Source organism: Sagittula sp. P11 (assembly GCF_002814095.1).
Taxonomy (GTDB): Bacteria; Pseudomonadota; Alphaproteobacteria; order Rhodobacterales; family Rhodobacteraceae; genus Sagittula.
On the sequence record NZ_CP021913.1, the window covers coordinates 2,927,243 to 2,953,374 of the forward strand.

The 26,132-nt window shown below is 66.1% G+C and carries 38 protein-coding genes; 1 reads left to right on the plus strand and 37 read right to left on the minus strand.

From position 1 onward, the window contains the following. Positions 1-6: 6 nt before the first annotated feature. From CDO87_RS14095 to CDO87_RS14235, 32 genes are all read right to left on the minus strand, one after another. Entirely contained in the window at positions 7-3,285 is a 3,279-nt protein-coding gene (locus tag CDO87_RS14095) for a host specificity protein J (RefSeq protein ID WP_100929360.1), read from the minus strand. Next, entirely contained in the window at positions 3,282-3,683 is a 402-nt protein-coding gene (locus CDO87_RS26765; RefSeq protein WP_157814994.1) for an NlpC/P60 family protein, read from the minus strand. The genes CDO87_RS14095 and CDO87_RS26765 overlap by 4 nt, the downstream gene beginning before the upstream one ends. After that, on the minus strand, positions 3,680-4,219 hold the full coding sequence (locus CDO87_RS26770; RefSeq protein WP_157814995.1) for a hypothetical protein: 540 nt from the start codon (positions 4,217-4,219) through the stop codon (positions 3,680-3,682). The genes CDO87_RS26765 and CDO87_RS26770 overlap by 4 nt, the downstream gene beginning before the upstream one ends. After that, positions 4,216-4,641: a hypothetical protein gene (locus CDO87_RS14105; RefSeq protein WP_100929361.1), complete on the minus strand. Its 426-nt coding sequence runs from the start codon at positions 4,639-4,641 to the stop codon at positions 4,216-4,218. The genes CDO87_RS26770 and CDO87_RS14105 overlap by 4 nt, the downstream gene beginning before the upstream one ends. Next, on the minus strand, positions 4,638-7,202 hold the full coding sequence (locus CDO87_RS14110) for a phage tail length tape measure family protein (protein ID WP_100929362.1): 2,565 nt from the start codon (positions 7,200-7,202) through the stop codon (positions 4,638-4,640). Before CDO87_RS14110 ends, CDO87_RS14105 begins: the two co-directional genes overlap by 4 nt. Positions 7,203-7,207: 5 nt before the next feature. Continuing rightward, the gene (locus CDO87_RS14115; RefSeq protein ID WP_157814996.1) at positions 7,208-7,468 is read right to left on the minus strand and encodes a DUF1799 domain-containing protein; all 261 of its coding nucleotides are present in this window, start codon (positions 7,466-7,468) and stop codon (positions 7,208-7,210) included. An 89-nt stretch (positions 7,469-7,557) separates the two neighbouring features. Further along, on the minus strand, positions 7,558-7,866 hold the full coding sequence (locus CDO87_RS14120) for a hypothetical protein (RefSeq protein ID WP_100929364.1): 309 nt from the start codon (positions 7,864-7,866) through the stop codon (positions 7,558-7,560). A 22-nt stretch (positions 7,867-7,888) separates the two neighbouring features. Beyond that, on the minus strand, positions 7,889-8,824 hold the full coding sequence (locus CDO87_RS14125) for a phage tail tube protein (RefSeq protein ID WP_100929365.1): 936 nt from the start codon (positions 8,822-8,824) through the stop codon (positions 7,889-7,891). A gap of 3 nt (positions 8,825-8,827) precedes the next feature. After that, positions 8,828-8,968, minus strand: coding sequence for a hypothetical protein (locus CDO87_RS27030; protein ID WP_198521726.1), 141 nt, complete (start codon positions 8,966-8,968; stop codon positions 8,828-8,830). Beyond that, positions 8,965-9,396 (minus strand): hypothetical protein, encoded by a 432-nt coding sequence (locus CDO87_RS14130; protein WP_100929366.1) that lies wholly within the window; start codon positions 9,394-9,396, stop codon positions 8,965-8,967. The genes CDO87_RS27030 and CDO87_RS14130 overlap by 4 nt, the downstream gene beginning before the upstream one ends. Further along, positions 9,396-9,824 (minus strand): gp436 family protein, encoded by a 429-nt coding sequence (locus CDO87_RS14135; RefSeq protein WP_100929367.1) that lies wholly within the window; start codon positions 9,822-9,824, stop codon positions 9,396-9,398. Before CDO87_RS14135 ends, CDO87_RS14130 begins: the two co-directional genes overlap by 1 nt. 110 nt (positions 9,825-9,934) lie before the next feature. Beyond that, on the minus strand, positions 9,935-10,423 hold the full coding sequence (locus tag CDO87_RS14140) for a hypothetical protein (RefSeq protein ID WP_100929368.1): 489 nt from the start codon (positions 10,421-10,423) through the stop codon (positions 9,935-9,937). Beyond that, positions 10,420-11,313, minus strand: a complete 894-nt coding sequence (locus CDO87_RS14145) for a Mu-like prophage major head subunit gpT family protein (RefSeq protein WP_100929369.1) — start codon at positions 11,311-11,313, stop codon at positions 10,420-10,422. Before CDO87_RS14145 ends, CDO87_RS14140 begins: the two co-directional genes overlap by 4 nt. A 13-nt stretch (positions 11,314-11,326) precedes the next feature. After that, positions 11,327-11,758 carry a hypothetical protein gene (locus tag CDO87_RS14150; protein ID WP_100929370.1) on the minus strand — a complete coding sequence of 144 codons (432 nt, stop codon included), beginning with the start codon at positions 11,756-11,758 and terminating at the stop codon, positions 11,327-11,329. Positions 11,759-11,761: 3 nt separating this feature from the next. Then, on the minus strand, positions 11,762-12,772 hold the full coding sequence (locus CDO87_RS14155; RefSeq protein ID WP_100929371.1) for a phage protease: 1,011 nt from the start codon (positions 12,770-12,772) through the stop codon (positions 11,762-11,764). A 55-nt stretch (positions 12,773-12,827) separates the two neighbouring features. After that, positions 12,828-13,340: a phage virion morphogenesis protein gene (locus tag CDO87_RS14160; protein ID WP_100929372.1), complete on the minus strand. Its 513-nt coding sequence runs from the start codon at positions 13,338-13,340 to the stop codon at positions 12,828-12,830. Between the two features lie 5 nt (positions 13,341-13,345). After that, positions 13,346-14,134, minus strand: a complete 789-nt coding sequence (locus tag CDO87_RS14165; RefSeq protein ID WP_100929373.1) for a phage minor head protein — start codon at positions 14,132-14,134, stop codon at positions 13,346-13,348. 97 nt (positions 14,135-14,231) lie between these two features. After that, positions 14,232-15,848, minus strand: a complete 1,617-nt coding sequence (locus CDO87_RS14170; RefSeq protein WP_100929374.1) for a DUF935 domain-containing protein — start codon at positions 15,846-15,848, stop codon at positions 14,232-14,234. Positions 15,849-15,858: 10 nt separating this feature from the next. Continuing rightward, on the minus strand, positions 15,859-16,671 hold the full coding sequence (locus CDO87_RS14175; RefSeq protein ID WP_100929375.1) for a DNA adenine methylase: 813 nt from the start codon (positions 16,669-16,671) through the stop codon (positions 15,859-15,861). 137 nt (positions 16,672-16,808) lie between these two features. Beyond that, a complete protein-coding gene (locus tag CDO87_RS14180) occupies positions 16,809-18,443 on the minus strand; it encodes a hypothetical protein (RefSeq protein WP_254698128.1) in 1,635 nt (544 codons plus the stop codon). Further along, entirely contained in the window at positions 18,440-18,709 is a 270-nt protein-coding gene (locus CDO87_RS14185) for a hypothetical protein (RefSeq protein WP_100929376.1), read from the minus strand. Before CDO87_RS14185 ends, CDO87_RS14180 begins: the two co-directional genes overlap by 4 nt. A gap of 172 nt (positions 18,710-18,881) precedes the next feature. Continuing rightward, the gene (locus CDO87_RS26775; RefSeq protein ID WP_157814997.1) at positions 18,882-19,034 is read right to left on the minus strand and encodes a hypothetical protein; all 153 of its coding nucleotides are present in this window, start codon (positions 19,032-19,034) and stop codon (positions 18,882-18,884) included. Beyond that, the gene (locus CDO87_RS14190; protein WP_100929377.1) at positions 19,034-19,348 is read right to left on the minus strand and encodes a DUF6527 family protein; all 315 of its coding nucleotides are present in this window, start codon (positions 19,346-19,348) and stop codon (positions 19,034-19,036) included. Before CDO87_RS14190 ends, CDO87_RS26775 begins: the two co-directional genes overlap by 1 nt. Then, positions 19,345-19,551 carry a hypothetical protein gene (locus CDO87_RS14195; RefSeq protein WP_100929378.1) on the minus strand — a complete coding sequence of 69 codons (207 nt, stop codon included), beginning with the start codon at positions 19,549-19,551 and terminating at the stop codon, positions 19,345-19,347. The genes CDO87_RS14190 and CDO87_RS14195 overlap by 4 nt, the downstream gene beginning before the upstream one ends. Beyond that, on the minus strand, positions 19,548-20,114 hold the full coding sequence (locus tag CDO87_RS14200; RefSeq protein ID WP_100929379.1) for a phage protein Gp27 family protein: 567 nt from the start codon (positions 20,112-20,114) through the stop codon (positions 19,548-19,550). The genes CDO87_RS14195 and CDO87_RS14200 overlap by 4 nt, the downstream gene beginning before the upstream one ends. Before the next feature lies 1 nt (position 20,115). After that, positions 20,116-20,415, minus strand: a complete 300-nt coding sequence (locus tag CDO87_RS14205) for a hypothetical protein (RefSeq protein WP_100929380.1) — start codon at positions 20,413-20,415, stop codon at positions 20,116-20,118. Positions 20,416-20,419: 4 nt separating this feature from the next. Next, positions 20,420-20,827, minus strand: a complete 408-nt coding sequence (locus tag CDO87_RS14210; RefSeq protein ID WP_100929381.1) for a DUF2730 family protein — start codon at positions 20,825-20,827, stop codon at positions 20,420-20,422. Between the two features lie 10 nt (positions 20,828-20,837). Continuing rightward, positions 20,838-21,362: a 3TM-type holin gene (locus CDO87_RS14215; RefSeq protein ID WP_157814998.1), complete on the minus strand. Its 525-nt coding sequence runs from the start codon at positions 21,360-21,362 to the stop codon at positions 20,838-20,840. Next, positions 21,359-21,973 (minus strand): holin-associated N-acetylmuramidase, encoded by a 615-nt coding sequence (locus tag CDO87_RS14220; protein ID WP_100929383.1) that lies wholly within the window; start codon positions 21,971-21,973, stop codon positions 21,359-21,361. The genes CDO87_RS14215 and CDO87_RS14220 overlap by 4 nt, the downstream gene beginning before the upstream one ends. Before the next feature lie 70 nt (positions 21,974-22,043). Continuing rightward, positions 22,044-22,448 (minus strand): hypothetical protein, encoded by a 405-nt coding sequence (locus tag CDO87_RS14225; protein ID WP_100929384.1) that lies wholly within the window; start codon positions 22,446-22,448, stop codon positions 22,044-22,046. Further along, positions 22,445-22,684, minus strand: a complete 240-nt coding sequence (locus tag CDO87_RS14230; RefSeq protein WP_100929385.1) for a hypothetical protein — start codon at positions 22,682-22,684, stop codon at positions 22,445-22,447. Before CDO87_RS14230 ends, CDO87_RS14225 begins: the two co-directional genes overlap by 4 nt. Beyond that, positions 22,681-23,130: a gp16 family protein gene (locus tag CDO87_RS14235; protein WP_100929386.1), complete on the minus strand. Its 450-nt coding sequence runs from the start codon at positions 23,128-23,130 to the stop codon at positions 22,681-22,683. The genes CDO87_RS14230 and CDO87_RS14235 overlap by 4 nt, the downstream gene beginning before the upstream one ends. Before the next feature lie 71 nt (positions 23,131-23,201). On the opposite strand from CDO87_RS14235, the gene CDO87_RS14240 reads away from it, so the two are divergent. Next, positions 23,202-23,495 (plus strand): hypothetical protein, encoded by a 294-nt coding sequence (locus tag CDO87_RS14240; RefSeq protein ID WP_100929387.1) that lies wholly within the window; start codon positions 23,202-23,204, stop codon positions 23,493-23,495. Between the two features lie 2 nt (positions 23,496-23,497). On the opposite strand, the gene CDO87_RS14245 is transcribed toward CDO87_RS14240, so the two are convergent. The 5 genes from CDO87_RS14245 to CDO87_RS14265 are packed head-to-tail and all read right to left on the minus strand — an operon-like array spanning position 23,498 to position 26,124. Continuing rightward, positions 23,498-24,175, minus strand: a complete 678-nt coding sequence (locus tag CDO87_RS14245) for a DUF3164 family protein (protein ID WP_100929388.1) — start codon at positions 24,173-24,175, stop codon at positions 23,498-23,500. Further along, positions 24,172-24,405, minus strand: coding sequence for a hypothetical protein (locus CDO87_RS14250; RefSeq protein ID WP_100929389.1), 234 nt, complete (start codon positions 24,403-24,405; stop codon positions 24,172-24,174). The genes CDO87_RS14245 and CDO87_RS14250 overlap by 4 nt, the downstream gene beginning before the upstream one ends. After that, on the minus strand, positions 24,402-24,773 hold the full coding sequence (locus CDO87_RS14255; protein ID WP_100929390.1) for a hypothetical protein: 372 nt from the start codon (positions 24,771-24,773) through the stop codon (positions 24,402-24,404). Before CDO87_RS14255 ends, CDO87_RS14250 begins: the two co-directional genes overlap by 4 nt. Beyond that, entirely contained in the window at positions 24,770-25,351 is a 582-nt protein-coding gene (locus tag CDO87_RS14260; protein ID WP_100929391.1) for a hypothetical protein, read from the minus strand. Before CDO87_RS14260 ends, CDO87_RS14255 begins: the two co-directional genes overlap by 4 nt. Then, positions 25,348-26,124 carry an AAA family ATPase gene (locus CDO87_RS14265; protein ID WP_100929392.1) on the minus strand — a complete coding sequence of 259 codons (777 nt, stop codon included), beginning with the start codon at positions 26,122-26,124 and terminating at the stop codon, positions 25,348-25,350. The genes CDO87_RS14260 and CDO87_RS14265 overlap by 4 nt, the downstream gene beginning before the upstream one ends. Positions 26,125-26,132: the final 8 nt, after the last annotated feature.

Below are 26,132 nucleotides of genomic sequence, written 5' to 3' on the forward strand. Positions count from 1 at the left end.
GGCTCCTTAAACGATGGTTGCGGCGACTGGCCCGGTGGGCGCGGTCGCGATGTCGTCGCCGTTCAGCGGCGCGACGTAGTAGGAGAAAGCGCCTTGCGGCGCAGAGGTGCTGGTGGCGCGGAAGGCGAGGATGGTTTCGACCGCCCCGTCGAAGTCCGTCGAGGCGACGATCTCGATCCGGTCGAGGCCGGAGACAGCAGGAAGGGCGAAGTAGAATTGGCCGTTGTCGTCGAACGCGGCCGAGGCGACGGTAGACGCTCCCGCAAGTTGGACCGTGACGGTCCCGGCCGTTCGACCGCTGACGATCAGGTATCCGCGATACGTGCTGTCGTCTGCCACCGTGAGCGCCTGCGACATGGTGCTTGCCGCGCCCGGCGTGTGGGTCGCCAAGCCGCCCGCGAGTGCCCAGCCACCGCCGAGCGTCCACGCTCCTGCATCTGACATGTCCCCGGCTGTTACGACATTGGTGCGCGTGGCATCCCCGTCGGTGTAGCTCAGCGATGAATTGGCGGTGACGGGCATCGGCGCGCCTATCGCGTGCGTTTCGACGTCGAGCGTGTCGCCTTCGGGCACCCGGAAGACCTGCACCTGGGCGGTGTCCGCTTGGGTCGCGAAGGAAAGCTGGGCATAGCCGAGGCCGCCCATGGCCGTCAGCCCGTCAGGGTCGATCGGTGTTGGCAACGGCATGCCGCCCGTCACGGCGAAGGTGCCGGTCGCGGTATCGGCGCTGACATCGCCGAAGATCGAGTAGGCGGTGGCAAAATACTCGATCGAGATCCCGGCCGGATAGAGGAGGGCGGCGATGCCCGCTTCGCCGGTGACCGATGTCACATCGAAGCCGGGCGCCCCGACGACGCGGTGGCTGACATCGATCCGGCCCACGGACACGCGGTTCGTGGTGGGCATGCCGACCGGAATGGACACTTCGAGGTTGCCGTCGTCGGTGTAGGCGAAGGTCGGGTGTGCGGCGGTCACGGTGCCGATCACCGGCGCGTCGGGGGTTCCGGCGAAGGGCAGATCGGCGCCCGTGATCCGGTTCCATGCCGGTGGCACATCAGCCAGCGACAGCGCGTCGATCTCCGGCGCGGCGGGCTGGAGGCTCAGCCGATAGCTGCCTTCCGAGGCCGCTTCGACCGACGTCACCTTGCACATCCAGTTGATCAGCTCGACCCGGCCGAAGTTCAGCCTGGTCCCCGGCGCGGGCGGCTCAACGCCATTGTCGATGCGCAGGATCCGGGTCTCGCCGGGATCCGTGGCGACGGTCGCCTCGACAAAGACGCCTTTCGGGTTCTCCTCGTCGGCGACATGCCAGCGGATCCCGTAGCGCTCGCCCTCTTCCATGGTCGCGAAGGCGTCCAGGACGACGACCGCATCCACGCTGCGCACGACACGGGCAGACATCTGGGCGAGGTCGAGCATTTCGCAGTTCAGCCCGACCATGTCGCCGCGCATGCTTTCGCGCTGGGGGCCACTCTGGAACACGGTGAACACGTCCGGCCGATACTCGGCTTCGTACCCTCGCCAGCGCAGTTCCTGGTACACCTGCGCCGGGTCCGTCCGGCCTTCGAGCGAGACCTCCTCCAGCACGCGCGGTTCGCCGGTAAAGCCGGGCCGCAGGACCACGCGCTCGGACTTCTCGTAGCCGGAGGTTTCGTCGAGGAAGGTGGCGATGAAGGCGTCCGGCAGGCGTCGATAGCGTTTCGACCAGCGGAGGCCGAAGCTGTTGGTGACGTCGATCAGCGCGACCGGCGCGTCCTTGACCTCGTCCCAGCCGACGCCCCACCCGAGGCCGTCCCGGCGCCACCAGCCGCGCCCGGCCGCGCAGACCGACATGAGGATGGTCGCAAGGTTCTCGTCGCCCGCGAGAACGCGATCGTACTTCAGGCCGCGCGTGTCGCAGAACTCCCACCAGTCCTGCAGCTCGTCCATGTGGATCTGCGAAGCCGCGACCGGCGCGAAGTTGGCATGGGGGTGCGTGAGGATGTCCCGCACGACAGAGGCAGGATTTCGCGGGAGGCCACGCGACCAGGTCGAGCCGTTCCACGTGTCGCAGTAGCGCGTCACGATGCCGTTGACCGCGTCCAGTGTTCCGTTGGCGAGCGCCGATGCCTTGACCCGGATCGCTGACCGCGCCAGCGGGAAGTCGATGTTCAGCGGGCGCTGTCGCCGGATCCCGGACGCTGCCACCAGGAACGTCGTGGTGATCGTGTTCGAACTCGCCCCTGTGTCACGCGCGATCCGGACGTCCCAGATCCCGCGATGCGGCATGACCCACTCCTTCTTGTGGAAGAAGCCGTCGTTCGAACTGCGGCCTTGTTCGACCCGATCGATTTCGACCCAGTCGGTTTCGCCGCTCTCGCGCAGCCAGACCTTGATCCCGACCCCGGCAGGCCTGAACCCGCCATCTTTCCCCTGCCGGTAAAGCCCGCCCGGCCATTGGAAGATCAGACGGACCACGTCCGTTTCGCGCGGCGTCGTCCAATGGTGGAAGATCTCTCCCTCGGCATTCGGAGGGAGCAGCTCCAGCCCGAGCCGGTCCTCGATCACCTGTTCGGTGATCAGCGTGATCTCCGGATCCGCTTCGGTGCCCGGGACTGTCTCGACTTCGACGCCCGGCAGGTCACCGATGGGAGTGTTGCCGATGCGGATATCCTCGATCTGAAGCTCGCCGTGACCCCAGCAGAAATAGCCGTAGAGGTATTGCTCTTCGTTGATGATGTCGGAGAACGGCAGGGCGATGAAGACCGGCGACATGCGGATCCGGCCGACCGGGAACGGGAAGGCGGCGTCCGGCGCGATCCGGTTGCTCCAGCCTTCGAGGCTGTAAAGCTCCTCGCCCGCTGGCTGCTCTTTCCGCTTCGGCAGGCTGGGCACCAGCGACGACGCGATCGCGCCGACCACGGCGGCGGAGCCCAGCAGACCGGCGCCGACGACGCCAGCGTAGAACGCCTGCGCTGCGCCCAGAGAATAGATCCCCGTCGCGTTGATGAAGGCGGCGGTTGCGTGGCTGGCGATGACCTGCAGGAGCGGCAGCACGGGACCGCCCGCGACGGGCCGGATAATGACCCAAGTGCCTGCGCGCGGCCGAACCCTGTCCCATGCCTCGCGCGGGACGGGCCAGACCCGGTCGCCATGGCTGATGGCCACGCGCACGCTGGAGGTGTCCGCCAGGTGCGGCAAGGCCATCGCCACGATCTGCGCAATCGTCGACAGGTGCTCGGCCGAGACATCAAAGGTCCGGCGCTGCTCGGGAAAAGGCGCCGATGCGACGATGACCTTCGTCATGTCAGCACCTCGTGGCGATAGGCGCCGATGAACCGATTTCGCCAGCCGGTTTTCGTCCAGTCGATCAGCGAGGAGCGCCCGACGTGCATGTGCAGCATGTGCCGTTCTGTCTTGGCGATTGCGACGTGCGTTGCATGGCCCCGGACCCGGAACAGCAGGCCATCGAAGGGCCGGATCGTCTCGACGCGCCGCCACGGGCCGCGTTCAATGCCGCCGATGATCAGGCCGGAGATCTCCGCCCGCTCCTCGATCGAGGCATAATCGCCCGAGTAGCTGGGCAACTGGACGCCGAGCTGCTCGGCGTAGAACAGGGCGAAGAGGCCGTAACAGTCGAGACCGGCGCGCGTGCGTCCGCCGTCCAGTTGCGGCAGGCCCACGTATGATCCCCAGTCGGTCATCGGTTCAGCCCGGGGCAGCGCGACCGCGTCATGCGGGGGCTTGGGAACATTTCGAGCCAGTCGAGGCGGTGGCTCAGCGACAGCTCGATCTGTGTCGCCAGCGTCAGATCGGCCTCGGCCATTTGCAGCTCCATCCCGAGCAGCTCTTCCTCCGGCTCGTCTGCATGGGTCGAGATGACCAGCGCCAGGTGAAGCGTCGCCGGGTCGTTGAAGCCGCGCAGGGTCATGATCATGCTCGGCGTGACGACCGGAAGGATCAGGCGCGCTTCGGGGCCTTCGTCCTCCGCATCGCCGGGCCATTCGTACTCGGCCGGGATGAACTCGAACGGCTCGGTTGCCGGGTTGGCGCCGCGCCAGGCGGAGCGCGTGCCGTAGGTGCGTGGATCGTTGGTCAGCCGCTCGGTCATGTCTGTCGAGAACCGGAGCGGGGCGGCAAGATCCGGGTGCGTGATCTCGATCAGGATCAGCTCGACGGCCGAGGTGTCGGTGCCGTCGTGCACCCGCCGACCGGGCAGGCTCATGCGCTTCCGGCTCATGGCAGCACCTCGACATCGAAGCCCACGCTGAAGGTCACGCCCCGGATCCCGGTCTCCTGCGGCGGGTTCTCCGTCCACGACACGAGGTCGACCTTCGACATCAGCAGGGGGGTGCCGTCATGCAGAAGGATCGGCGTTCCGTCGTGATAGAGAAGCGGCCAGCCGTCCGACTGGGCATCCGCCATCCAGAACCAGCTTGTGCCGCCGAGGCACGTCTCGTTGTAGAAACGCCAGAACGTCGCGAGCTGCGACCGGCTCAGGTCGAGGCGCAGCGACACGATGCGGCCGTCGAGCGAGGAGCCACGCTTGAACCGGGGGGCGTTGCGCTCCGCCTCGATGCGGCGGCGTGCATCGCGCGGCCGCGCCGCGTGGCCGTCGCGGCGCGGGCGGGGCAGATCCGCGGGCCAGTCGGGATAGCTCATCGCAGCGTTCCCTTCTCGCCCAGCCCCCGCGCCCGCAGGAGCTTGCTCATGCCGCCTCCCCGGACCTGCGCGGCGCTGCCCATCATGTCGGCCAGCTCGTAACGCGGGAACCGCTGGCCGTTCGGTCCGATGCCATCGGAAATCCGGCGCTTGCTCAGTCCCCGATCGGTGGCGTCCACGAACTGGACCTTCATCTGGCCGGCCGCCTGCGCGGGCGCTGCCGCTCCGCCCACGCCGCCGCCGTTGGCGAAACCGGGCAACGGCGCGCCTGCGTTGATCGCTTCCAGCAGAGGCCGGTATTTGGCCGTCGCGTCGGCATTGACCCAGAACTCGCCCGGGCTGGCGGCGACCAGGACGCGGTCGTCCCGCGAGCTACCCATGCCGTAGGTCATCCCGCCTGACGCGCGCTTCTGCACGTCGCCGCCGTCCTTCAGGCCGAGCAGCCCCAGCAGACCACCACCGAAGAGGTTGCCCAAGGGGCCGTCGCCCAAGATCAGCGCCTGCATGCCGATGTCCCAGAGCTTGTCCTGGACGCGCTGCAGGGCGGACACGGCGCCGGAGGCCCCGGTGCGGAAGCCGTCGAAGAAGTCGCGCATCAGACCGCCGACCTCGTCTCTGGTCTGGCCGAGGCGTTCCTGGGCGACCTTCTCCTCCTCGATCGTCGTGATCTTGTCGCGGATTGCCGCGCGCTCCGCATCGGTGGCGCTGGCGAGCTGCTCGCGGACGCGGATCATCTCGCGCTGGACCGGGTCGAGTTCGCGCAAGAGCGCCAGCTCCTGATCGAGGCTCGCCATCAGCTCGGCGACCTCGTCCTTCTCTTCCTTCGTCCGGGATTTGCCGCCGCCCTTGCGGCCTGATTTGAGGCTTTGGGTCAGCTTGCGGTACTCGGCATCCGCCGAGCGGGCCGCTTCTTCGAGCCGTGCTGCGTTCTCGGCCTCTTCTTTCAGGACATTCTCAACCGATCCGATAGCGCCCAGCCGACCCACGCTGCCTGACGCGATCATTCCGTAGCCACCGTCCGGCAGTTCCCGACGGAAGTCGTTGACCGCAAGGCGACCGGCCCGCTCGGCAGGCTTGCCCACCGTGTCCAACAAGATTTGAGATCGCGCGGCAGACTGTTGCGACCCGGAAATAGAGGCCAGCGCGGCTTTCTGCGCGGCCGCGTTTGAAAGGTTCGCAACCAGAGACGAGGCCGCATCGGCCGCGCCCCAGATACCGCTGGCGATGTCCATGGCCTCCAGCTTTTGCCCGACTTCGAAGGCGGCGCGAAGCTTCTGCTTCAGGGTTTCCGCCTCGTCGCTCGACGCCAGCATCTCCTCGAAGGCCCGGCGCTCGGCCGCTTGCCGCGCGTTGACGACTTCGACGCTTTCCTCGCCGTAGGACAGGATCGCCCGCTGCAGGTCGTTCTCTTCCTGCATGGTCCGAAGCATGCCTGAGGCGCTCTGCCATGCTTCGATGCGCGCGGCGCCGTAAGTCCTGACCGAAGCGACCGCCCCGTCCCAGCCTTGGCGCAGAGCGTCGAGGATCGCGTTGCTCGCCTGTTCGCCCTGGCGAAGGGCGCGTTCCGTGTCCAGGACGGCATCGCGGAACTGTCTTTGCTTGTCGGAAGCATCCACGAGGCCCCGTGAGACGCTCGCGACCGTGTTCTTCAGGTTCTCGATCGCGCGTGTCTGCTCGTCGAAGGTCGTCGCGTCGTCGAGTTCCCGGAGCGCGTCCTGCACGGCCTGGCGCCCGGCGTCATCGCCCTCACGCCGCGCTTGGCGCGCGATTTCAAGGCCAAGGCCACCGACATCCTTGATCAGCGCCTGCGCGGCCTTCGTCGCGTCGTCTTGAATAGCCGTCAGGCCCCGGTCGCGGATTTCGGCCAGCATCTGCGCAAGCGCGGGGCTGATGCTGCCGAACTCCTTTTTCACCGCTTCGGCGCTGAGGGCCGCGTCGTTCTTCAGGTCAGACACGCGACCGGACAGCCGATCCAGAACGTCGTCGAGTGTTTCCGCCTCCTTCGACGACGACATGAGCCAATTCGTCATGGCGGCACCGGCCGCGATCGAGCCGATCGTGATCAGGTTCACCGGGCTGATCATGGCGGTGAAGCCCGAGAGGATCAGCCGCGCCGCATCCTTCCCCTTGGCGCCGGTCTGCTGGAACACCTGCCCGATCTGCGTACCCTGCTGGATCGCGAGCTGAAGCGGGTTCTGACCTGCGGCGAGCATCACGCCGATGTCGTTGAACTGGCTGGTCAGGTTGCCAACGGAACCGGCGGCACCGTTGAAGGTCTTCGGCACCTGGTCGCCCTTCGCCTTCAACCTGTCGATCGTGCGCCCCATCTCGTCGATCTGCTTGATCGACCCGGCCTGCGCGCTCCGGAGCTGGCCCAGCTCCTGACGATAGCCGTCCAGCTGCGCCTGCAGCGCGGCGATCTCGGACGCGGCTTCCTTGCCCTTGCCGCCGAGCTGGTCGACGGACGTCTGCAGCTCGCGGGTGTCCTGCGAGGTCTCACGCAACGCGCCTTGCGCCTGTTTGGCGTCCAGCGTCAGTCTGCCGTGAATGTCGAGCGGCATGCCCTTTAACCCTCGTTCAACGCCTCGATCGCGCCGTGTTCAACGGTCATTATCTGCCCGAGCAGCTCGGGCGTGATCTGGATCCCGGCCATCCGCCACGCGGCCTCACATGCGCCGAGATCCAGCCCGACCCACGTCGGGCGCGCGCCCCAGTTCGGCAGGAGGCGCCATTGCCTGCGGACCAGGAGAAACGCCGCCACCGCGTCCACGTGTTCGGGCCAGACGCCGCTGCCGTCAGCGCTTCCGGAGCGCAGCTCCTCGGGCACGCTCCAGAACTCGTCGTCACTGTTCGCGTCCCCGGCCGAGCGTCGGTCGTCCCAGAGTGCCCCGGTGATGGCAGCGCGCCCGGCCCATTTCAGTTTCCCGCCCGGGCCTCGCGGACGCCCCGGGTGTATGCCGCGAAGAGCGCGAGCCGGATGTCGAGATACCCGATCAACTGCTCGATAACTTCGGGAGAAGAGGGCAGTTCCTCGCCGCCCCCCACCACGCCGCCGACAGACTTCAGGATCTTCCGCAGCGCGGCCTTCTCGTTGTCCGCGCCCGCGCCGGTGACCTCTTCGAACTGTTCGTCGGGCAGCACCCGGAACTCGGCGTCGAAGCTGCCGCCGCCGACCGGCTCGATCGTGCGGGTGAAAGTGCGTTCGTGGTCGATGCGGAAGGTCATGTCTCTCTCTCCGGTTGGGGGGTCAGGTGAAGGCCAAGGTCCACTGGTCGTTGCCGGACGTCGGCAACGGCTTGAACGACAGCGGCCATTCGGTGATGCCCTGCGCTTCGGTCGGCGCGCCGGGACGCATGAGCTGGCACGTGGGCGCGGTCAGGGTGATGATCCGGCCCGCTGTCGCCTTTTCGTGGGTGAACACGACCGGCACCCGGTCGCCGCTTTCGGCGAGCGCGTAGGGGTTGAACGTGGCGAGCGGGACTGCCTCGATCTGGACATCCAGCTTCTCGGCGCGGTCGACGATCTCGATGCTTTCGTTGCCGACCAGGAAGCGCGGCTCGACCTCGTTGCCCAGGTCGAAGGTGAAGCTGCGCAGCACGCGGGCCGACCCGTCGATGGTGAAGGCGCTGTTGGCGTGGCTGACGATCTTCGGGTTGTTCCAGCCGGTGAAGTCCGGTGTCGGCTTTGCCTGATCCGCAGGCGCGACCCAAAGCCCGGTCATCATGACCTTCAGGATCGGGACGCCTGAGGCGTTGAGCGTGATGGTGCCCGACGCGCGGACGCCGAGCGAGGTGTAGAGGATCCCGCCCACGTTCAGATAGACGGTCGCCGCATCGTGCCCGGACGAGACCGGGTTATAGGTCACCGACGTTGCGGCCACGACGGTCTCGGCGCAGCCCAGGGCGCGCAGGATCGGGCCGAAGGCCGGGGGAGTTCCGGCCACGCCGCTGCCGACCAGGTCGACCTCGAACTCCAGCGTGGCGTGCAGGTCAGCGACGATTGTCGGCGAGCCGCCGAGGTCCGGCTGCTCGTGTGTAAGGTCGACGTCCTGCCCCTCCATCGGGTTCCAGGCGACGTTCTTCGCGCGCACGGCATTGGCGGCGCCGGTCGGTTCGGCGTCGGTGCCGTAGGTAGCCTCGATCTTGAAGAGCAGGGTCTTCTCGCGCCAGCGGATCACGGGCATGGATCACGCCTCCTTCTTCGGTTCGGGTTGCGGCTTTGGTGCGGGTGCGGGTGAAGGTGCAGGTTTCGCCGGAGCGTCCTTCAGCTTCAGCTTGCCCTTCGGGTCTCGGATCCAGCTTCCGCCGGTCTTGGGTAGCTCGGTCATTCGTCGATCCTCAGATGGTCCATGATGCGGAACTCGATCAGCCAGCTCATCAGCCCGTCGCCGCCGGGCGTGAACCGGCTTGTGGCCAGCTCGAAGACGCCGACCTCTGCGCCGGGTGCCCAGCCGCAGATCGCCTTCTCGATGTCGGCGAGCAGATCCTCGATCTTGTCCAGGGCGCGCGCGCCGGCGGCGTCGACCGACGTCAGGAAGAGGGCGATGGTCACGCCCGTAAGCACCTCTTGGGCGAAGGTTCCGGCGCTTGCGGCCGAGCGCCCCCCGCGCCGCGAGGACGGGATCAGATAGGCCGAAACGCCGCCCGTGGGCGGGAGCCTCGATGCCAGGAGGCGGGAGAAGTCGGCCGCCTTGCGGATCCGCCCGCTGAGCACTGGCACGCGCGCCTGAAGCCGTGTCTCGATTTCTTCGAGCATCAGATCAGGCCCTTCATGCTTTCGGCCGTGAAGTCACGCGTCCGGTCGGTGACCCGGGCGCTGCCGCCGCCGGTGGTCGGCGTGGCGATGCCTGCGGCGGCGAGCTGGATCGTGCCCTTCGAGATCTTGTCGAGCGTGGCGAGGGCGTCCTTGTAGTCGCGGACGATCTTGTCGCTCGGCTCGTAGACGTGCAGCTCGTAGATCGCGAGGCGCTCAGCGATGGTCGGGATCGGGTCGGGCACGGCCGACAGCGGCAGCACGTAGCGCCCGGCCAGATGGCCGTTGATCATGCCATCGGCCGCGGCGATCGCGCGGTCGACGGTCGCGCTGTTGATCATGCCGGTCGCCTCCTCTCCGCGGTCCGTGAGCTGGATCAGGAAGTTGGTTCCGTAGTGCTCTTCGAGGATGGCTTGTGTGCAGTAGGGCATCCGTCAGACCTCCATCGCTCGGATCAGAAACAGGGCATGGCCCCCCGGCGACCGAGCATGAAAGCCGCCGGGGGATTGCCGGTGCTCCCGAAACAGGGCACCGGCTGTGTTCAGGCGTCCGGGGGCAGGAACTCGACGACCAGCTTGGGATCGCCCTCGATCATCTCGCGTTCGGCCTCGGCGAGTTCCGAGACCAGGACGATGGTCGGAGTAGGTGTGAAGTGTCGTCCCGCCCGCCAACGGCCCTTCTTCGGGCCGATGATGACCAGGCCGCCCTCGGCTCCGGGTTCGGGGAGATCGAGGTCGGGATCGGCTTGGTTCCCGACCTCGATCTCCCCGGCTTCAGCCGCCACGGTCGAAGCTGTGTGTTCACCCGCTTCCGTGGTGGCGCCGATCTGTGCATCGGTGGCCTGCCGCTCTTCCGCCTCGGGTGCCGGCACGCTGCCCTCCGGCCCGGCAGCGGCCGACCCGGCGTCCTCGGCCTTCCGCAGATCGGCTTCTGCGGCGGCGATCTTGTCGGCCAAGGTCTCGTCCTTCCAGCGGGGCCCGAACGGGATTTCCAGTTCGGTCGCGCGCTTCTCCAGCTCCGCGCGGGTCATGCCAGCCACGGCACGACGAGCAGCTCGGCCGTCCCCTTCCACTCGTTCGTTTCGCCGCCCGCAGCGTTCTCGCTGTTGACGATCTTGCGGCCAGCGCTTTCGAGGCTCGGCGGCACGACGAGGAGGTTCGGGATCTGGCCGAGCGGACGACCGTAGTCCCCCTTCATGCCGGAGATCGCCGCGCGAGCGATGGCATAGTTGGCCGCATTGAGGGTCTGCCGGGATCCCCATGCCTGCTGCCAGAACCCGAAGCCCGCGTTCATGCGCGCGTCCGTGCCGTAGACGAACTCGTTCATGTCGAAGACGTTGTCGTCGGTCACCTTGTCCTTCGCGACGAACTTGAAGTCTTTCCGCTTCTGCAGGATCAGGGGTTTCAGGGCGCGCGAGGTGTCGAGCAGATACCAGCCGGTTCCGGCGCCGCCATCGGTGTTCGCCACCGTCGTGTCGTTGCCGTCCTCATCCTTCACGGGATGGTCCGTGTCGAAGAAGTTCTGCCCGTCGTAGCACTCGGTCGTGAAACCGGCCTTCAAGAGCGAGAAGATCAGCGTGTCCGGGTAGGCGCCCGAGGAGCGCCCCATCTCGGTGAACATGGGGCCGTAGATGCCGAGGTTGTCGGTCTCGACGTCGTCCTTGTCGACGCCGATCGTCAGCTCCAGCTTCTTCTCCTTGATGGCGTAGTCGTGCTGCTCGAGGTTCTGAACCAGGCGGGCGCCGATCCATTCGCGGACGTTCGGCATCTTGCCGAGCCAGCCGTACTTCTGTTCCTTCTGCGTGCTGCGGACTTCCGTCGCGACACGCTTCCACTGGGAAGGAGCGGCGTCCAGACCCGCCGAGAAGGCATTCGAGAAACCGACGCGCAGGTCGTTTAGGTTTGCGGCATTCACCAGCATGTCAGGTGCTCCTTCAGGATGCGTTTGCGAGGGCTTCGTCGAAGCGAACCCAGACGCCGTTCGCGTCGACATCGTCGACGATCCCGGCGATCGAGCGCGTGGACGTGCCATCGGTTTTGGCGACCGTCTGGTCGTCGACGGCGTAGGCGGGGTTGCCAATGTCGGCGATGGTGATCTCGTCCGCTGCGGCGCTGTTGGCGAAGCGGAAGATTCCCTTCCGGTAGTCGCAGGTCAGGTCGCCTGCGGAACCGGCCGAATTGTCGACGCGCTCTTCAGCGCGGCCGACGCCGACAAGGCCGGTGGCAGTCTGCCCCTTCACCAGGTAGCCAGAGGCGTTACGCATGACGATGGCACCTGCGTAGATCAGGGTCGCCGCAGCCACGGCCCCACGTCTGATGTCACCTTCTACGCGGGGCGTGTTGCGGTCACTGGTCAGTGCGGGCATGGGTCAGGCCTCCTGCGCTTTGGCGTCGGCCTGAAGGCTCGCCAAGTACTTGTCGTGAGCGATCCCGAGCTGATCCGCGATCTGGCGCTGATCCACCGTCAGTTCGGAGATCTGCTCCTGCGGGCCGGGCGTGGTCGGCTTGATGCGGCCGAGCTTGGGAAGCTGGGCGCAGACGCGGGCGGCGCGTGCCGGGTCTTCCTTGTGAAGAGCGATCAACTCGTCGCGGAAGTCGGCCTTGATGCCGACGCCAGCCGCGAGCTGCGCTTCGACGAAGGCCTCGGCCTTCATCTCGGCGAGCTGCTCCGAAAGTTCCTCGACACGGTCGCCGCTCTTGGCGTTCGAAACGAGGGAACGGGCCAGTACCGCCAGCTCCGAGACGGTGGCGTCCTCGTTGGCGCCAAGCGCCGTCACGAGAACGGACAGGTCGTCGGTGGTGGCCGTCGCCTTCATGTCGCGGATCGCAGCGAGGATCTCTTCCTCGGTCGCGTCCTCGCCAAGGCCGAGCGCCTTGGCAATTGCGGACAGGTTCATTTCCGGATCCTCCTTGGAAAGGGAAGTGATAGCCCCGCCCAGTGCGGGGGTATTGGTCAGGGAGACGTGCCAGACGCGGCTCAGCTTGCCGGTCTTCTTGTTCGACAGGATGACCGGCGAGACGCCACGATAGGCGCGATCCGCCATCAGCTCGGCGCCCTTCCGGCTCCATTCGACGCGCGCCCAGATGCCGGTTTCGCGCGACTGCATTTCGGTGATTTCGCCGTAGGACGGCGCCTCGCCACCAAACGGGCCTACGCGCGTCGTCGCGTGGTTGATGTCCACGAAGAGACGCGGCCCTTCGGCTGCGAAGCTCGCGCGGATCAGCTCGTCGGGGTCGTCGTAGTGCCACGGTCCGCGACCGTCGATCGAGCGGAACGGCTGACCGGCCGGAGGCAGGATGTGGATCCACTCGGGCGCGCCCTGACCGGCTTCGGTCAGTTCGATTGCCGCAAGGGGCGAGGTGACAAGGGACGTGTTCATGGGGCATGAATGCCCCGTTTAAACGGGCGTTATCACCCTCACGGATGTGTACCGCTCAGCGGAGACTGTCGCCCAGGTATTCCTCGACGATGTCGATGATCGCGGTCTCGTCGTCCGTTGAAACTCCGAGATACGGCCGGGCGGGAATGTCGCCCCACGGTATGGTCATGAAATAGTCCCGACCGTTCTTGTCTTTCCCGATCCGTGCGCCGAACTCGCCCTGCGCCGCGCCGAACTGCATCACGGCCGCATAGATCATGTTCGACCCCCAGTCGACGTGATCGGCGGCGTGTTCATAGGCGATTGTGGTGGACAGCGCGCGGGTGACGCCGACCAGCGGGCCACCCTTGGGCCGGTCTTTCCGTCGTGCGTAGGCGTCGAGCGTCGTCTGGCTGCGCGGTGCCCAGGTTGAACCGTCCGGGGCGGTCGACGTTGCGAAGCGTTGCTTTGTGCTTTCGACCAGGTACTCGCCGAGATCCGCCATCAGGGGCGTCAAGTCCCCGATGGCGCCAGCCGCTTCCACGAACGCCTCCGTCATGGCCCTGGTCGTAAGGTCGATCTGGATCATCGTGGTCAGGCCTCCGTCTCGCCGAATAGCTCGTTCAGGTTTTCTGCGAGGTCTTCCCAAATCTCGGGTGGCAGGGTGTCCCGCTTGGTCGCGACGATCGAGGTGATGGCGTCCGCAACCGTGCGGCCGGGCGCGTAGCCCCAGCCCCTGCCGATCCCGTCCAGCTCTCCGGTCCGCGCATCGACGAGATCCCAGCCGTCGGGAAGACGCTTCGACGGATCGCCGCCGAGGCGGACAGCTCCGCGCTCCGATCTGGCGCCGACGACGTAGCAACTGCACCCCCAGCCGTTCGGCGGGAAATGCGTCAGCCAGAACGGATGGTCAGAGGGCAGGATCAGGCCGTCCCAGGACAAGTGCTGCTCGCGAGGATCGAGCGAGCCGCCGTGCCGATAGACCCAAAGCGGAAAGCCCGCCGCTCGAAGCTGCGCATAGCGACCGGCGGCGTAGGTGCTGAGGAGGTTGGTTTGGTAGATGACGCGCGTTCGCCAGGCGCGCCCCGCCTTCGTCTCTTCGCCGGTCCAGCCGTGCCAGCCCGTGTCGGTGACGATCTGGCGGAAGTCGCGGCGGAACTCTTCGAGGCTGCGGCCGTCCTCGATCGACTTGCCGACAGCTTCGGCCAATCGCGCCAGCAGGTCGGCCTTCATCGCACCGGCGACCATGAAGCCGCGATCATGGCTTTCCTTCCACACGTCGTCCCACGCTCGGGACGGCAACAGGTTGCCCAGGCGCAGGCGCCACGCTGCGGTCTGCTCCGCGAACGGGCGGCGGAAAGTGGCTGTGACGCTGTCGGCCATCAGGTCTCCTGCTCCGTCTCTGTGACGACAAAGCGGTCGCTCCCGGCGGGGCTTTCGGTGTCTGGATCGAACCAGATTTGAACGATGCAGCCCGCCATCACTCGGTCGCGCTTTCGGCCATGACCGCAGACCGGCCGCCCAGCTCGGTCGCGGCGAAGGCGGCGGCAAAGATCCCGGCGAGATCCTTGACCGGCAACTCCGGATAGGCGGCGAGCAGCATCGCGCGGGCTTCGTCGAGGGTGTCAGCTTGCGCCAGCATTTCCTCGATCCGGATCAGCAGCACCTCCATTTCGGGGGCGGCTTCGCGCGCCAGACGATCCTCGACGGGCGGCAATGCGTCAGTGGCGCGCTGTGAGGCGGGAAGGGCGCTCAGCGCGTCAGCCCCCGGCGCCGGGTCGGGAAGGCCGTTAAATGGCCCTTTAACGGCGCTCTCCGGCGCTTTGCGGGCCGTTTCCTCGTCGCCGGATTGCGGCGCACCGGCCTTTCCGAGGATTTTTGCGTCTTTGGCAGGGGCGCGCAGCCCGAACTTCTCGCGGACGTCCTCTTCGTCGATCGCCAGACCGCGATCGACCCATGGGGTGACTGCCGTGGTCCAGGCGGACAGGTCTTCGGCTTCCGGCCGGGCGATCACGAGTTTCGGATACCGCTTGCGCGGCCCGAAGTTCAGATCGACGATCGGGCGGACCAGGTCTCGGGTCAGGATCGCGGCAAGGGCGATGGCGTCGGCCCGCTCGATGTCCTCCTGGACGGCGCGATGCTCTTTGCCAGATCCCAGACCGCCGACTTCGGAGTCGGTCGTCGCCGTCTGGCCGAGAACGGCCTTCGAGACTTGCCGGTCGTACCAGTCCGCCCGGCGCTCGTAGAGATCCAGCGAGCCTGAGATGTTCCCGGTCTGCACGAACTCGATGACCATGCTTTCCGGGATCATCGCCGCGCAGTCGCCAGCGATGTTAGCCACCGCGCGCATCAGGGTTTTCCGGTCGTCTTCGGTCGAACCGGGTCCGTACTTGCCCAGGCGAAGCGGCTGCCCATAGGTCTGCGTGAAGATCGCCCAGTCCCGTTCTGTGAAGCGCTTGAAGAGGTAGGGCCACGTCACGACGCGGGCGAGACCGGACCGGGCCGGGATCCCCGACTTCGCGGCGATGCGCGCCGAGATGAACTTGTAGGGTGGCAGCTCCTCCGGCTGGCCGTTCTCGCCGATCAGCAGGGGTGTGGTCAGATCGACGCGGTCGAACGTGAAGAAGCGCGGGTCGCGCAGCTCCAGCCGCTGCACTTCCCATTGCCCTTCGGAGTGATCCCAGATGATTTCGGTCTGGCTGAAGCCTTTCCCGATCGCGTCGAGGATATGAAACAGCTCGTCGACCAGCTCGCCACGATCGAGCCAGTCGCGGATCAACTGAGCGGCATCCTTGTCGACCGGGTCGTCACCGCCGTCCTTCACGGTTATTTCGAGCTGGCTGACCGACCGGCGGCGCGTGCCCAGGACGCCGAGGTAATGCGGATCCCGCTCCTCGATCACCTCGGCCAGTTCCAGGAAGCGCAGCGGGTCGCCAGCATCTGCCTCGCGCAGGATGTTCGCCAGCCGGATCGGGTTCAGACCGTCACCGGGATAGCCCGTCATCGGCGAGCGGACGCCGGAGATGGTCGGAGCCGCCACCTCCTGCGTCAGCTCGGCCTTCTTGACCGGCCGACCGTATTGATCGAGCAGGCTCATTCTTGGCTCCTCATGTCTGGAAGTCGAAGTTGCCGATCAGCAGTTCGGCCCGGCCGGGTTGTGCCGCGCCTTTTGCGACCGAGTAGGTCGTAGAGACCGGCGCGATGTGCGCCCAGTCGAACAGCTCGCGGATTTCCGGCACATCGTTGATCGACAGCAGGAAGGCGCCCTTAATGCCGCGCAGTGTTTGCGCCATGTCGGCGAAACGGTCCCGCGAGAAGGCACCCTTACCGTAGTCTGTCTCCCCGCCCCAGTAGGGCGGGTCGAGGTAGAAGAAGACCGACTTGCGGTCGATCCGGGCGATGAAGGCTTCGAAGTCGAGGCTTGTCACGGTCACGCCCGCTAGCCGCTCATGCAGAGCTTCGAGATCCGGCTCCAGTGTGGTCAGGTTGAGGCGGCTGGGACGGTCGGTGGCAAGACCGAAGCTCCTTCCTGATACCTTCCCGCCAAAGCCCGTGCGCTGCAGGTAGAGGAACCGTGCCGCGCGCTGCAGGTCGGTCAACGTGTCCGGATCGACGTCGCACAGGCGGTTGAAGTTCGCCTGCGACGTGATCTGGAAACGCAGCATGTCGAGGAAGGCGACGTAATGCTCCTGCAGGATCCGGAACAGGTTGTAGACCTCCTTGTTCCAGTCGTTGATGAACTCCGATCGGGCCGCGCGGCGACGTCGAAGGAAGATCCCGCCCATGCCGACGAACGGTTCGGCGTAGGTCACGTGGTCGTGGCCGTCGATGATCGCGCAGATCCTCTTCGCGAGGTTGCGCTTCCCCCCGAGATAGGGAGCGATGGGTTTAGCATAGTTGGCGCCGGTCTGGCTGGTCATTGAGTCTGTACCTTTGAAGCCGCCCGCGACACTCTCGGTGCCGGGCGGCCGTGATTCCCGTCTCGGTCGGTGGGGGTTATTGCTTGGTAGGCACCCCACGTCGGAAGCTCGCTTGGCTTCCGGCCCCATGGCCTCGGTCAGTGCCAGCCGAACCGGCTGACCCCGATAGGTGGACGCCACCAGTCCCGCTCCTCGTCGTCGCCGTCCGGGTCTTCGAGGCTGTGCAGCGGTTGCGTGGCGCTTACATAGTCGTACTCGCGGAACTCCTGCCGTGACGCGAACCATGCCAGTGCTCCGGCCACGGCCGTGTCGCCGTGCCGGTCCAGACCGTCACTCCCCTTGAAGCGGAAGTCCCGCGGCACGCGGATGATGCCTTCGACATGCTGAAGCGCCTGATGGTCGCGCAGGACGTCGTCGTGGCTGGGCAGCACGACGGTGCCGTCGCTGATTGCCTCGATGTAGGGCGGCATCTCGGTCTCGTACCAGGCGCGGCTGAAGGCGACCTCGACGATGCGGTCGCCGTAGCGCATCGCAGCCTCCTCGGCGAGGTATGCGCCGTTGCCCGTCCGGTCCACGGCGCCCTTCATGAAACGGGGCAACGCATCGCCGACGTGGAAGAAGATTTCGCGCTGCTGTGCGAAGGGGATGTTGCGCAGCTCGACGACCAGCTTCCAGCGGCGTCGAAGGTCGACGCCGATCTCGACGATGACGATGTCCGTTGCGTCTCCGCTGCGCGCGAAGTCCTCGCCCAGGACGTGCTGCCGGTCGGGATCCAGCGCCTTCAGGACCGGATCGAGGTGCTGGCGGCACCAGTCTTGGATCTCTTTCGTCCGCGCCTCTGCAGGCAGGTTCTTGAAGGCGTCCGGCTTATGCAGCGGCACAAAGGGGATCCCCGGCCGCATCGCGTTCTCGATCTGCACCCGTGTCAGTGCGGCGCCCGCCATCTCCGAAGGGATGGCGTCCAGCTCCTGCTCCATGGCGGCGGTGCGGGCGCCGTAGGAGCCGCGGATTTCCGCCTCCCACGCGTCCTGCGCTTGCTGCGTCCACTCCTGCCCCCTCATCAGGCAGACGCGCTTGAAGAGGCCGTTCCTGACGGCATCGCCGAAGGTGTACTTGTGGACCTTCCAGCCGCTCTTGCCTGCGCGGGCTTCGCGGATCAGCTCGTTGAACGCGTTCAGGTGCCCGTTGTGCGTCGAGATGATGCGGACTTTGCCGCCCCAGATCAGCATCGCGTTGACCGCGTCGATCACCTGGCGGACGTCCCGGTGGAAGGCGGCTTCGTCGATCGCGACCGTGCCCTGCAGACCGCGAATGTTGGCCGGGTTCGAGCTGAGCGCTTCCACCCGGAACCCGCTGGCAAAGCGCACCCGATATGCCGTGATGAACTTTGAAGAGCCGTCTTCCTGCTGATCCTCGAAGAGAAATTCCTCGACGGCCAGCAGCTCGCCCGCGACGATCTTGGCGAAGTGCGCCACGTAGCCGATGAACTCCCGGCCCTTGTCCTTCGTGTCGCCGATGTAGAAGCAATTCCCGCCGCCGGCCGACCGCTTGGCTGCGGCGATCAGCGTATGGTCCAGGGATTCCGCGAACGTGATCCCGGTCCGGCGACCCTTCTCGCAGACCTTCAGCGCCGAGGTGTCTTCCAGCCACGTCTTCTGATGCTCCATCAGGACGCCTTCGGCCAGCGGGTCGAGGTCTGCGGGAATGTCCGCGCCGGTCGGCAGGATCTCGGGCAGCTTGCCCGGGTCGCGGGAGAGAACGGTGGTATTCATGCGCCGTTGGCCCTTCGTTTCAGCTCTTCGAGCGTCAGCCGCGCCCGCTGGAAGTTCGGATAGCCTTGGACGTTTTCTCGCAGATCCAGTCTGAGGAGCCGCTTATGCAAGCCGTGGTAGCTCCGGCCGTCCACGCGATCGCCATTGAGGAAGGCGCGGATCAGGTTCGCGGCTTGGCGGCACGTACTGGCGACTTCCCTGTCGCGTCCGTCCCAGTAGCGTTCGTGCGCAGCCATGTCGTTTGCCACTTCCGCCGGGGTTGCCATCACGAAGCCTCCCGATCATCGAACACCCCTTCGGCGCAGTCGCGCCAGTAGAGGGAACAGTTGCGGCAGTGCGGTTCGAAACCCTCTTCTGCGGGCGCACGGCAAGTCCGGCAGGTATCGCCGTCCCTCTCTTCCTTCTCCGCCAAGGCGTTGCGAACACTTACGCGGGGCATCAGCGGCGACCTTTCCGGGTGATGCGGCGTGCCTTCTTCTGCGCCCGCCGCGCGGCGGTCTTGACCGCGTCCGCTTCCTTGACGGCCGGAGCGGTTCTTGCCTTGGGCGGACGCCGCATCATGAGCGCCACGAGGGGAGCCAGAAACAGCATCAGCAGGCCTCCCAGTAGCCGTCGCGGAGCCAGCCGTGCCAGCCGTTGCAGTCGCCCGCCGGGGCGGCATTCACGGAGGGATCGAGGGTCGCCTCGGTCGCGCTGCCGTTCCAGTACCAGGACGGGCCGCGCATTTTCGGTTTGTGCCGGTGCCCGATGGAGATGTTGCGGAGCGTGCCGCAGCCGCAGGGGCAGACGAACCAGAGCATCGACGCCTCGCCTTCGCCGCACGGCGCGAACCAGATCGAGCCGGGTATCCTGTCCTGACGGAGACGAGCGTTTTCGGGATAGTGAACGGCGCGCAAGGGGGTCATGTTCGGAGGTCCTCGATCTCGGTGATGTTCAGAAGGAAGGGTTCGTCCTGGAACCAACGGACATCGAGGACGTCGCCGAGCGCCGTGGTGATCAGCTCGCGGCGCCCGAATGCCCAGGCCAGTGCCGCGCGCCATTTCGGCCCGCGCCGCCAGTTCATGTCACCGACCAGGACGATGGCGGAGATCTGGTCGTCCGTTCTCATGTGCGCAGCCCGAGGAACTTCTGGCGGAGCGTTGTCACGGCCGCGTCCGACAGTCCTGCTTCGCTGGCAATCGCCTCCATCTCCTGCTGCGCCTCGTCCAGAGCGGCTTCGCGCGCCTCGCGCGCCACACGCTTGCGCTCGTCGTCGAGCAGCTTCTCACGCATCCCGGAACTGGCCATCAGGTCTTTCAGCATCCGGCCAAGCGACATCAGTTCCTTCGCGTCGAGATGCTTGTCGTCGTTCCGGACGTGCTGGATCATCTGCACGGCGCTGGTCGCAATCATCTGCATCAGGGTCCGGTGCAGATCGCCCTCGGCCTCGATGTCCATGTCCGACAGCAGCGCATCGGCGATCGCAAAGGCTTCGCGTTGGTCTTTAAGGGCCTTTGAATAGTCGCCGATCGCGGACTTGCCGATCGACAGCTCCAGCCCCTCTTCCTGAAGGCGGAAGTTCAGCGCCTCGGTGATCTCGACGATGTCGCCGAAACCACGGCGCTCCAGCTCCTCCTTCAGCCACCGCCGCAGCTCGGGCGGCATGAGGTCGATCTTGCGGACCGCAGGCATGTCAGTTGGCCGGACGCGGGCGTTGGATCCCGGGATAGACGGCGATGCCCTGGGCGACTTCGCAGCCCCGCGTGGTGGCCGTCGCGACGATGAAGCCGCCCGGCAGCGTTTCGGTCGTCAGCATGCCTTGCTCCTTCAGCCATGCCAGTTCACCGACGACCTGGTCGCGCGAGTAGCTGATCCCGAACTGGGGCAGGAGATCGGTCATGATCGAGACGTTGGAGGTGTAGCGCGGGGCGTCCTCCAGCATGCGCAGGATCGCGATGCGCGCGTGTTCCCGCAGTTCGTCGGCGTAGCTCACAGGCTCATCTCCTGCCGTTCAAAAGGTGGTCTTCGTGGCGGGAAACGATGGTTTCCAGCCGCTTCATGATCTCGTTGTTGCCCGCCATGACCGCCTCGATCCGGCTCAGCGACCCGGTCATTCCGGACAGTTGCAGCTCGACCTTGTGGATGTCCTCGCGGGACGGCATGTCCGAGACGGTCTGTTCAAGATGCACAAGGCGCGTATCCATGCGATCTTGGCGCCTTTCCGACCCGTCGATGCGTTCACGGTTGGCGTCGGTGCGTTCGTCGAGGCGGGTTTCGACCGCGTCGATCCGGGCGTCGACGCCTTTCCGGCGCGTGACGAACCACGTGCCGATTGCGGTGCCGATCGACAGCAGGATCGCGATGACCGACAGCCACTCCTTCAGGGTCGCAAGATCGATAAGCAATGGGGCCTCCTCAATGGGTCTGGGCGCGCCAGTCGAGGAGCGCTTGATTGGTCGTGGCTGGGGGCGCGGTGTCGTCGGCTGGAAGCGGCTGGTCTCGCTGGGCCATCACGGCTTGCGTCCGGGCCATCAGGCCCGCCACGTCGCGCTGGAAGTCGAAGTCTTTGACTTGGGCACGACCGCCGAAGAAGAAGGTGACGATGACCGTGATCAGCGCCCAGACCGGGGTCGGAATGATCGCCCAGGCGGTGAACACCTCGGACATGAAGACCGGATCCCGGACCGTCCAGATCAGCACGGCGAACACGCCACACGTGAAGGCCGGACGCGGCAGCCGGTTCAGGCCATCGACGAGACTGTCCCACCAGGTGCGTTGGTTCCGCGCGACGAACTCGGCCGCGAACTGGCTCAGCGCGGCCGTGTCGAGGGCATGACCGCGCTCGGCCGAGGCTTCGGCATTGACGCGGAAGACCTCGGCCAGTTCCTTGACCGCGTTGCGGTTGCCGCCGAACAGGATGGCGGCGAGCTGCTGGATCATCCCCATTTCGCCACCCGCTCCTGAAACTCGCCGTCCGTCAGGTGGTAATTCGGCGACATGAACTCCTCGGCGCGCTTGATCCAGCCGCCTTTGCGCCCGGCCCGGGTCCGGGCGTACTTCCGGAGGCTCGGCCGCTGGTCAGCCAGCCGGAAGTAATAGTCGCGCCGGGCGATGCCGTAGGCGTCACGCAGGAAGCCCGGCGCGCTTTGCTGGGCCACGCGCGCGGCACGGATCGTCTGCGGGCCGATAGCGCCGTCGACGATCACCATGATCTCCATCTCGATGAAGAGGCGCTGCAGGATCCGGACGGCGTTCGCGCCCGCGTTCACCTGCATGTCAAAGACGGTGTCGTGAAGCACCTCCGGCAGCTCGTCGATGCGCGGGCCGTGGAAGTAGCGCTGCATGAAGATCTCGACCGCGTGTTCCTTGGTCAGTGCACGGACGTCCATCACGTCGATATCGCCGTCGCCATCGAGATCGCCCCAAGGGATATTCCGCAGGGTGTGGATCGTCACGCCGTACTTCGTCGCGCCGCCCGGATCGTCCGGATCGTTCACGAAACCGCCTTCGCGGTCGACGATTTCATGGGCAAGCTGTCGGGGGGAAGTCATGGCATTGGCTCCGTCTGGCGGGGCCAATCTAGCGCGGCGCGTTCAGGCAAAACGCGCCCACGGATGTGTTCTAGAAGCGGAACTGCATCTGGTCGTCGTCGTCCTGACCATCGGAGATCGGAGCGGAAGGCAGGCGGCGCTGGGGGAGAGGGCTGGCGAGGAGCCGGGCAACTGCAGTGTCCGTGCGGCCCAGCTTGGGGCACATTTCGGCGATCGAGTATCCCCGCGCGCGATAGACGTGCGCCAGCCAATGAGCGGGCCGAGGCACCCGGCCGCGCTGATGTTCCAGTCGTTCGGAGAGTGCTGCCAGACGGTCCGCGCCAATCAGCGCTTCAGCTCGGCTGCGGCCTTTCGGCGTTTGGGTCCAGTAGAGCGAGACGCCGCCCAGCTCCTCGAAGAAGCGGACGGCGAGGTCGTGACCCAGCTCCTCGATGTAGGGGTCCAAGTGCGCGGGATGCGGGGGCCAGACCTTCACGTCTCGTCCCCTTCGCCGGTAGGGGGCAGGCGGCGCGAGACGCCGCAGATCGTGCCGCCGGAGACATGCAGGCGCAGGTTGCCTGCCGTCACTTGCGCCATGCCCTCCGGGACCGCCTCGATCCCGTGAAGACGGGCGCGGATCGAGGCGCGCAGCCACTCGACGGGGATCCCGTGTTCGACTTCAAGGAACTGCAGGAGCGCAAAGTCGGAAACACCGACGCGGGGACCGGTCATCGACGGATCCTCCCCCAGTCGAAGTCCGGCACTTCGCGCCCGACCCATGCCTTCAGCGCCGACAAAACGTCCTCGATCTTGTCCGCCTCGCGGAGCTGGTCGATGTCCGCCAGCTCGAACCCCCATGGCTTCGAGAAGCGGGACCGGATGAAGGCGTTGAGACCTTTCCGGGTCGGATCGGTCAGGGCGCCCGCGTTGCCAAGTGCCGCCCAAAGGACATGCACGAGGCGCAGGTCGCCACGCGGGGCGAGCCTGTTCTTGCCGGATCTGGTCGGCCGGAAACCCCGCTCCTTCAGCGCGTCGAGGATGGTCTGTTGCTCGGCATCGGTCATGTCCTTCAGGCTTGCCTTGCCGACAAGGCGGAGCTGCAGATCGTGCCGGGTGTCCGCGTCCACGCCGAGCTGACGACAGCCGACGTGGATCTTCCGGATCAGATCGGTACTCATGCCCGGATCCTCCCTCCGTTGACCGGCGACAGCGCAGGGGCGAAGGTGCGTTCATTCAACAGGAGACCGACATGCCCCGGATTGTCATCGCGCTCGCAATTGCCGCTTGCGCCAGCAGCGCCACCGCCTTCGAACGCGGCAGCTTTTACGACGCCGGTTGCCGGGCGTACCTGGTATCGCGTGACGATCCCGGCATCATGGATCCGCTGGCGGTGATGTATTTCGACGCCATGCTTCAGGGGGCCGCGAGCGGCCCCCTGACACAGTCCGCCATCGTGACGGCTTTTGCCCGCGCTTGCGGAGAAGACCCCAGCCAAACGGTCGGCGCCACGTTCGGCCGGGTCGTCAGGGAGTTGTCGAATTAGCATCACCCGCGCTGCTCCACGGTCTCGGGTTTTGCCTTGGCTTCGGCCTTCGCCATGTCGATGGTGATCGAGGTCCAGTCGGCCTGACCGTGCGGCCGCTTGTAGAACCGCATGTAGGTCTTGGAGCCGATGGCGCGCTCGGCGTCGGTGATCGCCCGCATCGCGCGCTTCCAGCGGTCATCGTCGATTTCCAGCTTCTTCAGAGACAGCAGCTCGGCCCGGTTGATCTTGCCTTCCTTGTCGGTGTTAAACGCCCGCTCAACAATCGTTCGAAGCTCCGGCCGGGCCGACGCAGACCACTCCGTGAGGCACTCATCGACGAGACCTTTTGCGATCTGAAGCTCGGGGCCGTAGTCGAAGTGTTCAGCGACTTGCACCGTCACCTTCAAGGTGCCGTCAAAGCTGGTGAAGGTCATGTTGCCCTTGGCACCGCCGCGCGTCTCGCCGTACTCGTCCGACAGGAGGCCGAGGAAGTCGTTCACATCCTCGAAGCAATGCCCCTTGAAGCGCGCGACCTGGTCGCTGAGGTCTTCGGCAAAACCGATCATCTTGCGGACAAGTTCGTCCTGCAGCTCGTCCTGTGCCCGGACGTTCTTCTTCGGGATCAGGTGGCCTTGGGCGTTCCGCATATGCGGCTCGCCGTTGACGTCGAAGACGCCGGATTTGGCGTGTTGTGTCATGCGATCTTTCCTTCGATCATGGCGCCGCCTTCGCGGCCTTCTGGTGAGGATGTTGCGATCAGGCCGGTGCAGGCCGCGAGGCAGACGAGGGCGTCGATCTCGTCGAGGGTGACAAGGGTCGCGCCGCGTGTGCCTTGGCGCGCCACCTTGGCGGCGGCGCTGGCCGACAGCGCGAGCATGCGGCCTTCCGTCAGGTGTCCGTCACCGGGATCGGACGGGGAATGGGTCAAGACTTGCTCTCCTCTTCTTTGAAGATCGGGCAGCGGTTGCAGGCCCGAAACATCTGGACATACAGGGTGTTCACGTTGCGGAAGTCGCGGGCGGCGGCGCGCCAAGTGCGGCATTCCTGCCTTTTGATCTCGCCCAAGCACGGGCAGACCACCGAATCGGACATCAGCAGAGCGCGGACGAGATCCTCGACGGCGCGAAGATCGCCCGTGTATTTTTTCGCCAGCACAAACGAGACGAGAGAGGGGGAGCGACCAATGCGCGTGGCGGTCTTGTTTTGGCTGGTCCGGTCACACTCTTCCGCCAGCGCCAGCACCCACTCCGGCAGGTCGGCCCCCCACGCCGCCTTCGACTTATCGACGGCGCTCATGGGGCATCCTTCCGTCCGACGACGCTGATCTCGCCGATGTTGCTGTCCTCCAGAACTGTGACCCTGCGCGTAACAGGCGCCTCCGGTCCCGTGTTGCGCACGAGCTGAAACAGGGCTTCACGACGGCCGCGAATGGGCTGGTCGCGTATCCGGAGATAACCTCCCTCCAACAAGGTCCGGCAGTAGGAGCGCGCCTTGTCGACGGACACTTGCACGCCCCCGGCGTTGGAGTGCGCCGCAATGTCCAGAGGCGTGAAGTGCCGTAGGATCCGCATGGCGCGCCACATGTTGCCCTCGGGCGTTCCGGCTGCATTGGGCGCCACCTTCGCCGACGCTTCGATCAACTGCTGTCGCCGTTCTGCGGAGATGTAGAACCGGACCTGACCTTCCTTGCGGACGTAGTCGACCAAGCCCTCACGCTGCCATTGCGTCAGGTAGCGCTGGGCTGTGCCGTGCGGCACTTTCAACTCGGTTTCGAGGTCGACGAGACGAAACTCGTCCATCGTCCGGACTCGCTCGAATGCCTTCGTGCGGCGGGCTTCTGCAGTGCGCCGACCGTCGCTGATTTCCCCGTTCATCCGCGCGCTGCCTTACGAGCAAGTGCCGCGCTTGCGCCGGGGTAGACCTCCGGCTTGCGCGTGACGGGCGGCGCTCCGGTGAAAAATGGCTGGTCGCCCCAAAGGGCCAGGTCGGCCTTCTTCTTGCCGCTGCGCCGGGCGAGTTCCTTGACCTTGTCGAGGTTGGTCGCCACGCGTCGGATCGCGCCGCTCGACGCGTCCACGATTGCCTGCATCAGGTCCGGTGCGATATCCACACCGGGGCAGTAGATATCCGCCAGTTTGGACGCATCCGCCAGATTGCAGTCGACCGTCTCTTGCCAGTCGAGGACGCGGTTGTGGATGTTTTCCCACTTCGTCAGGCCGTGGGGCAGGTTGGCTTCGCCCACGAGAACGATCGGCGCGAGGCTGCTCTCGTAGATGTCGCGGACCAGCTCAATCATGTTGCCGCGAAGCATGTACTGGGCATCGTCGATGATCAGCGGCCGGTCGGTGATAGCCAAGTGTTCGGCAATCGCGTCGATGTAGTAAGGCGTCGTTTTCTTGCGGGGCGTGGCGCCCATTTCCTCGGCGACTTTCTCGACCAGATACGCCTTGGTCCAAGCCTGTTTCATCTGCACGACGTGCGCCTGAAACTCGTTGGCAACGACAATCACCGCGGTCGATTTGCCGGAGCCGGACTTCCCATGGAACACGCCAAGTCCCGGAAGGCCGCGCGTCCGTGTGATAAGCCTCTCGGTGTGCCCCATAAGGGCCGCGACGTTGCGCAGGGGGGCGATAGATGGGGAGTTCATGCTCTTTT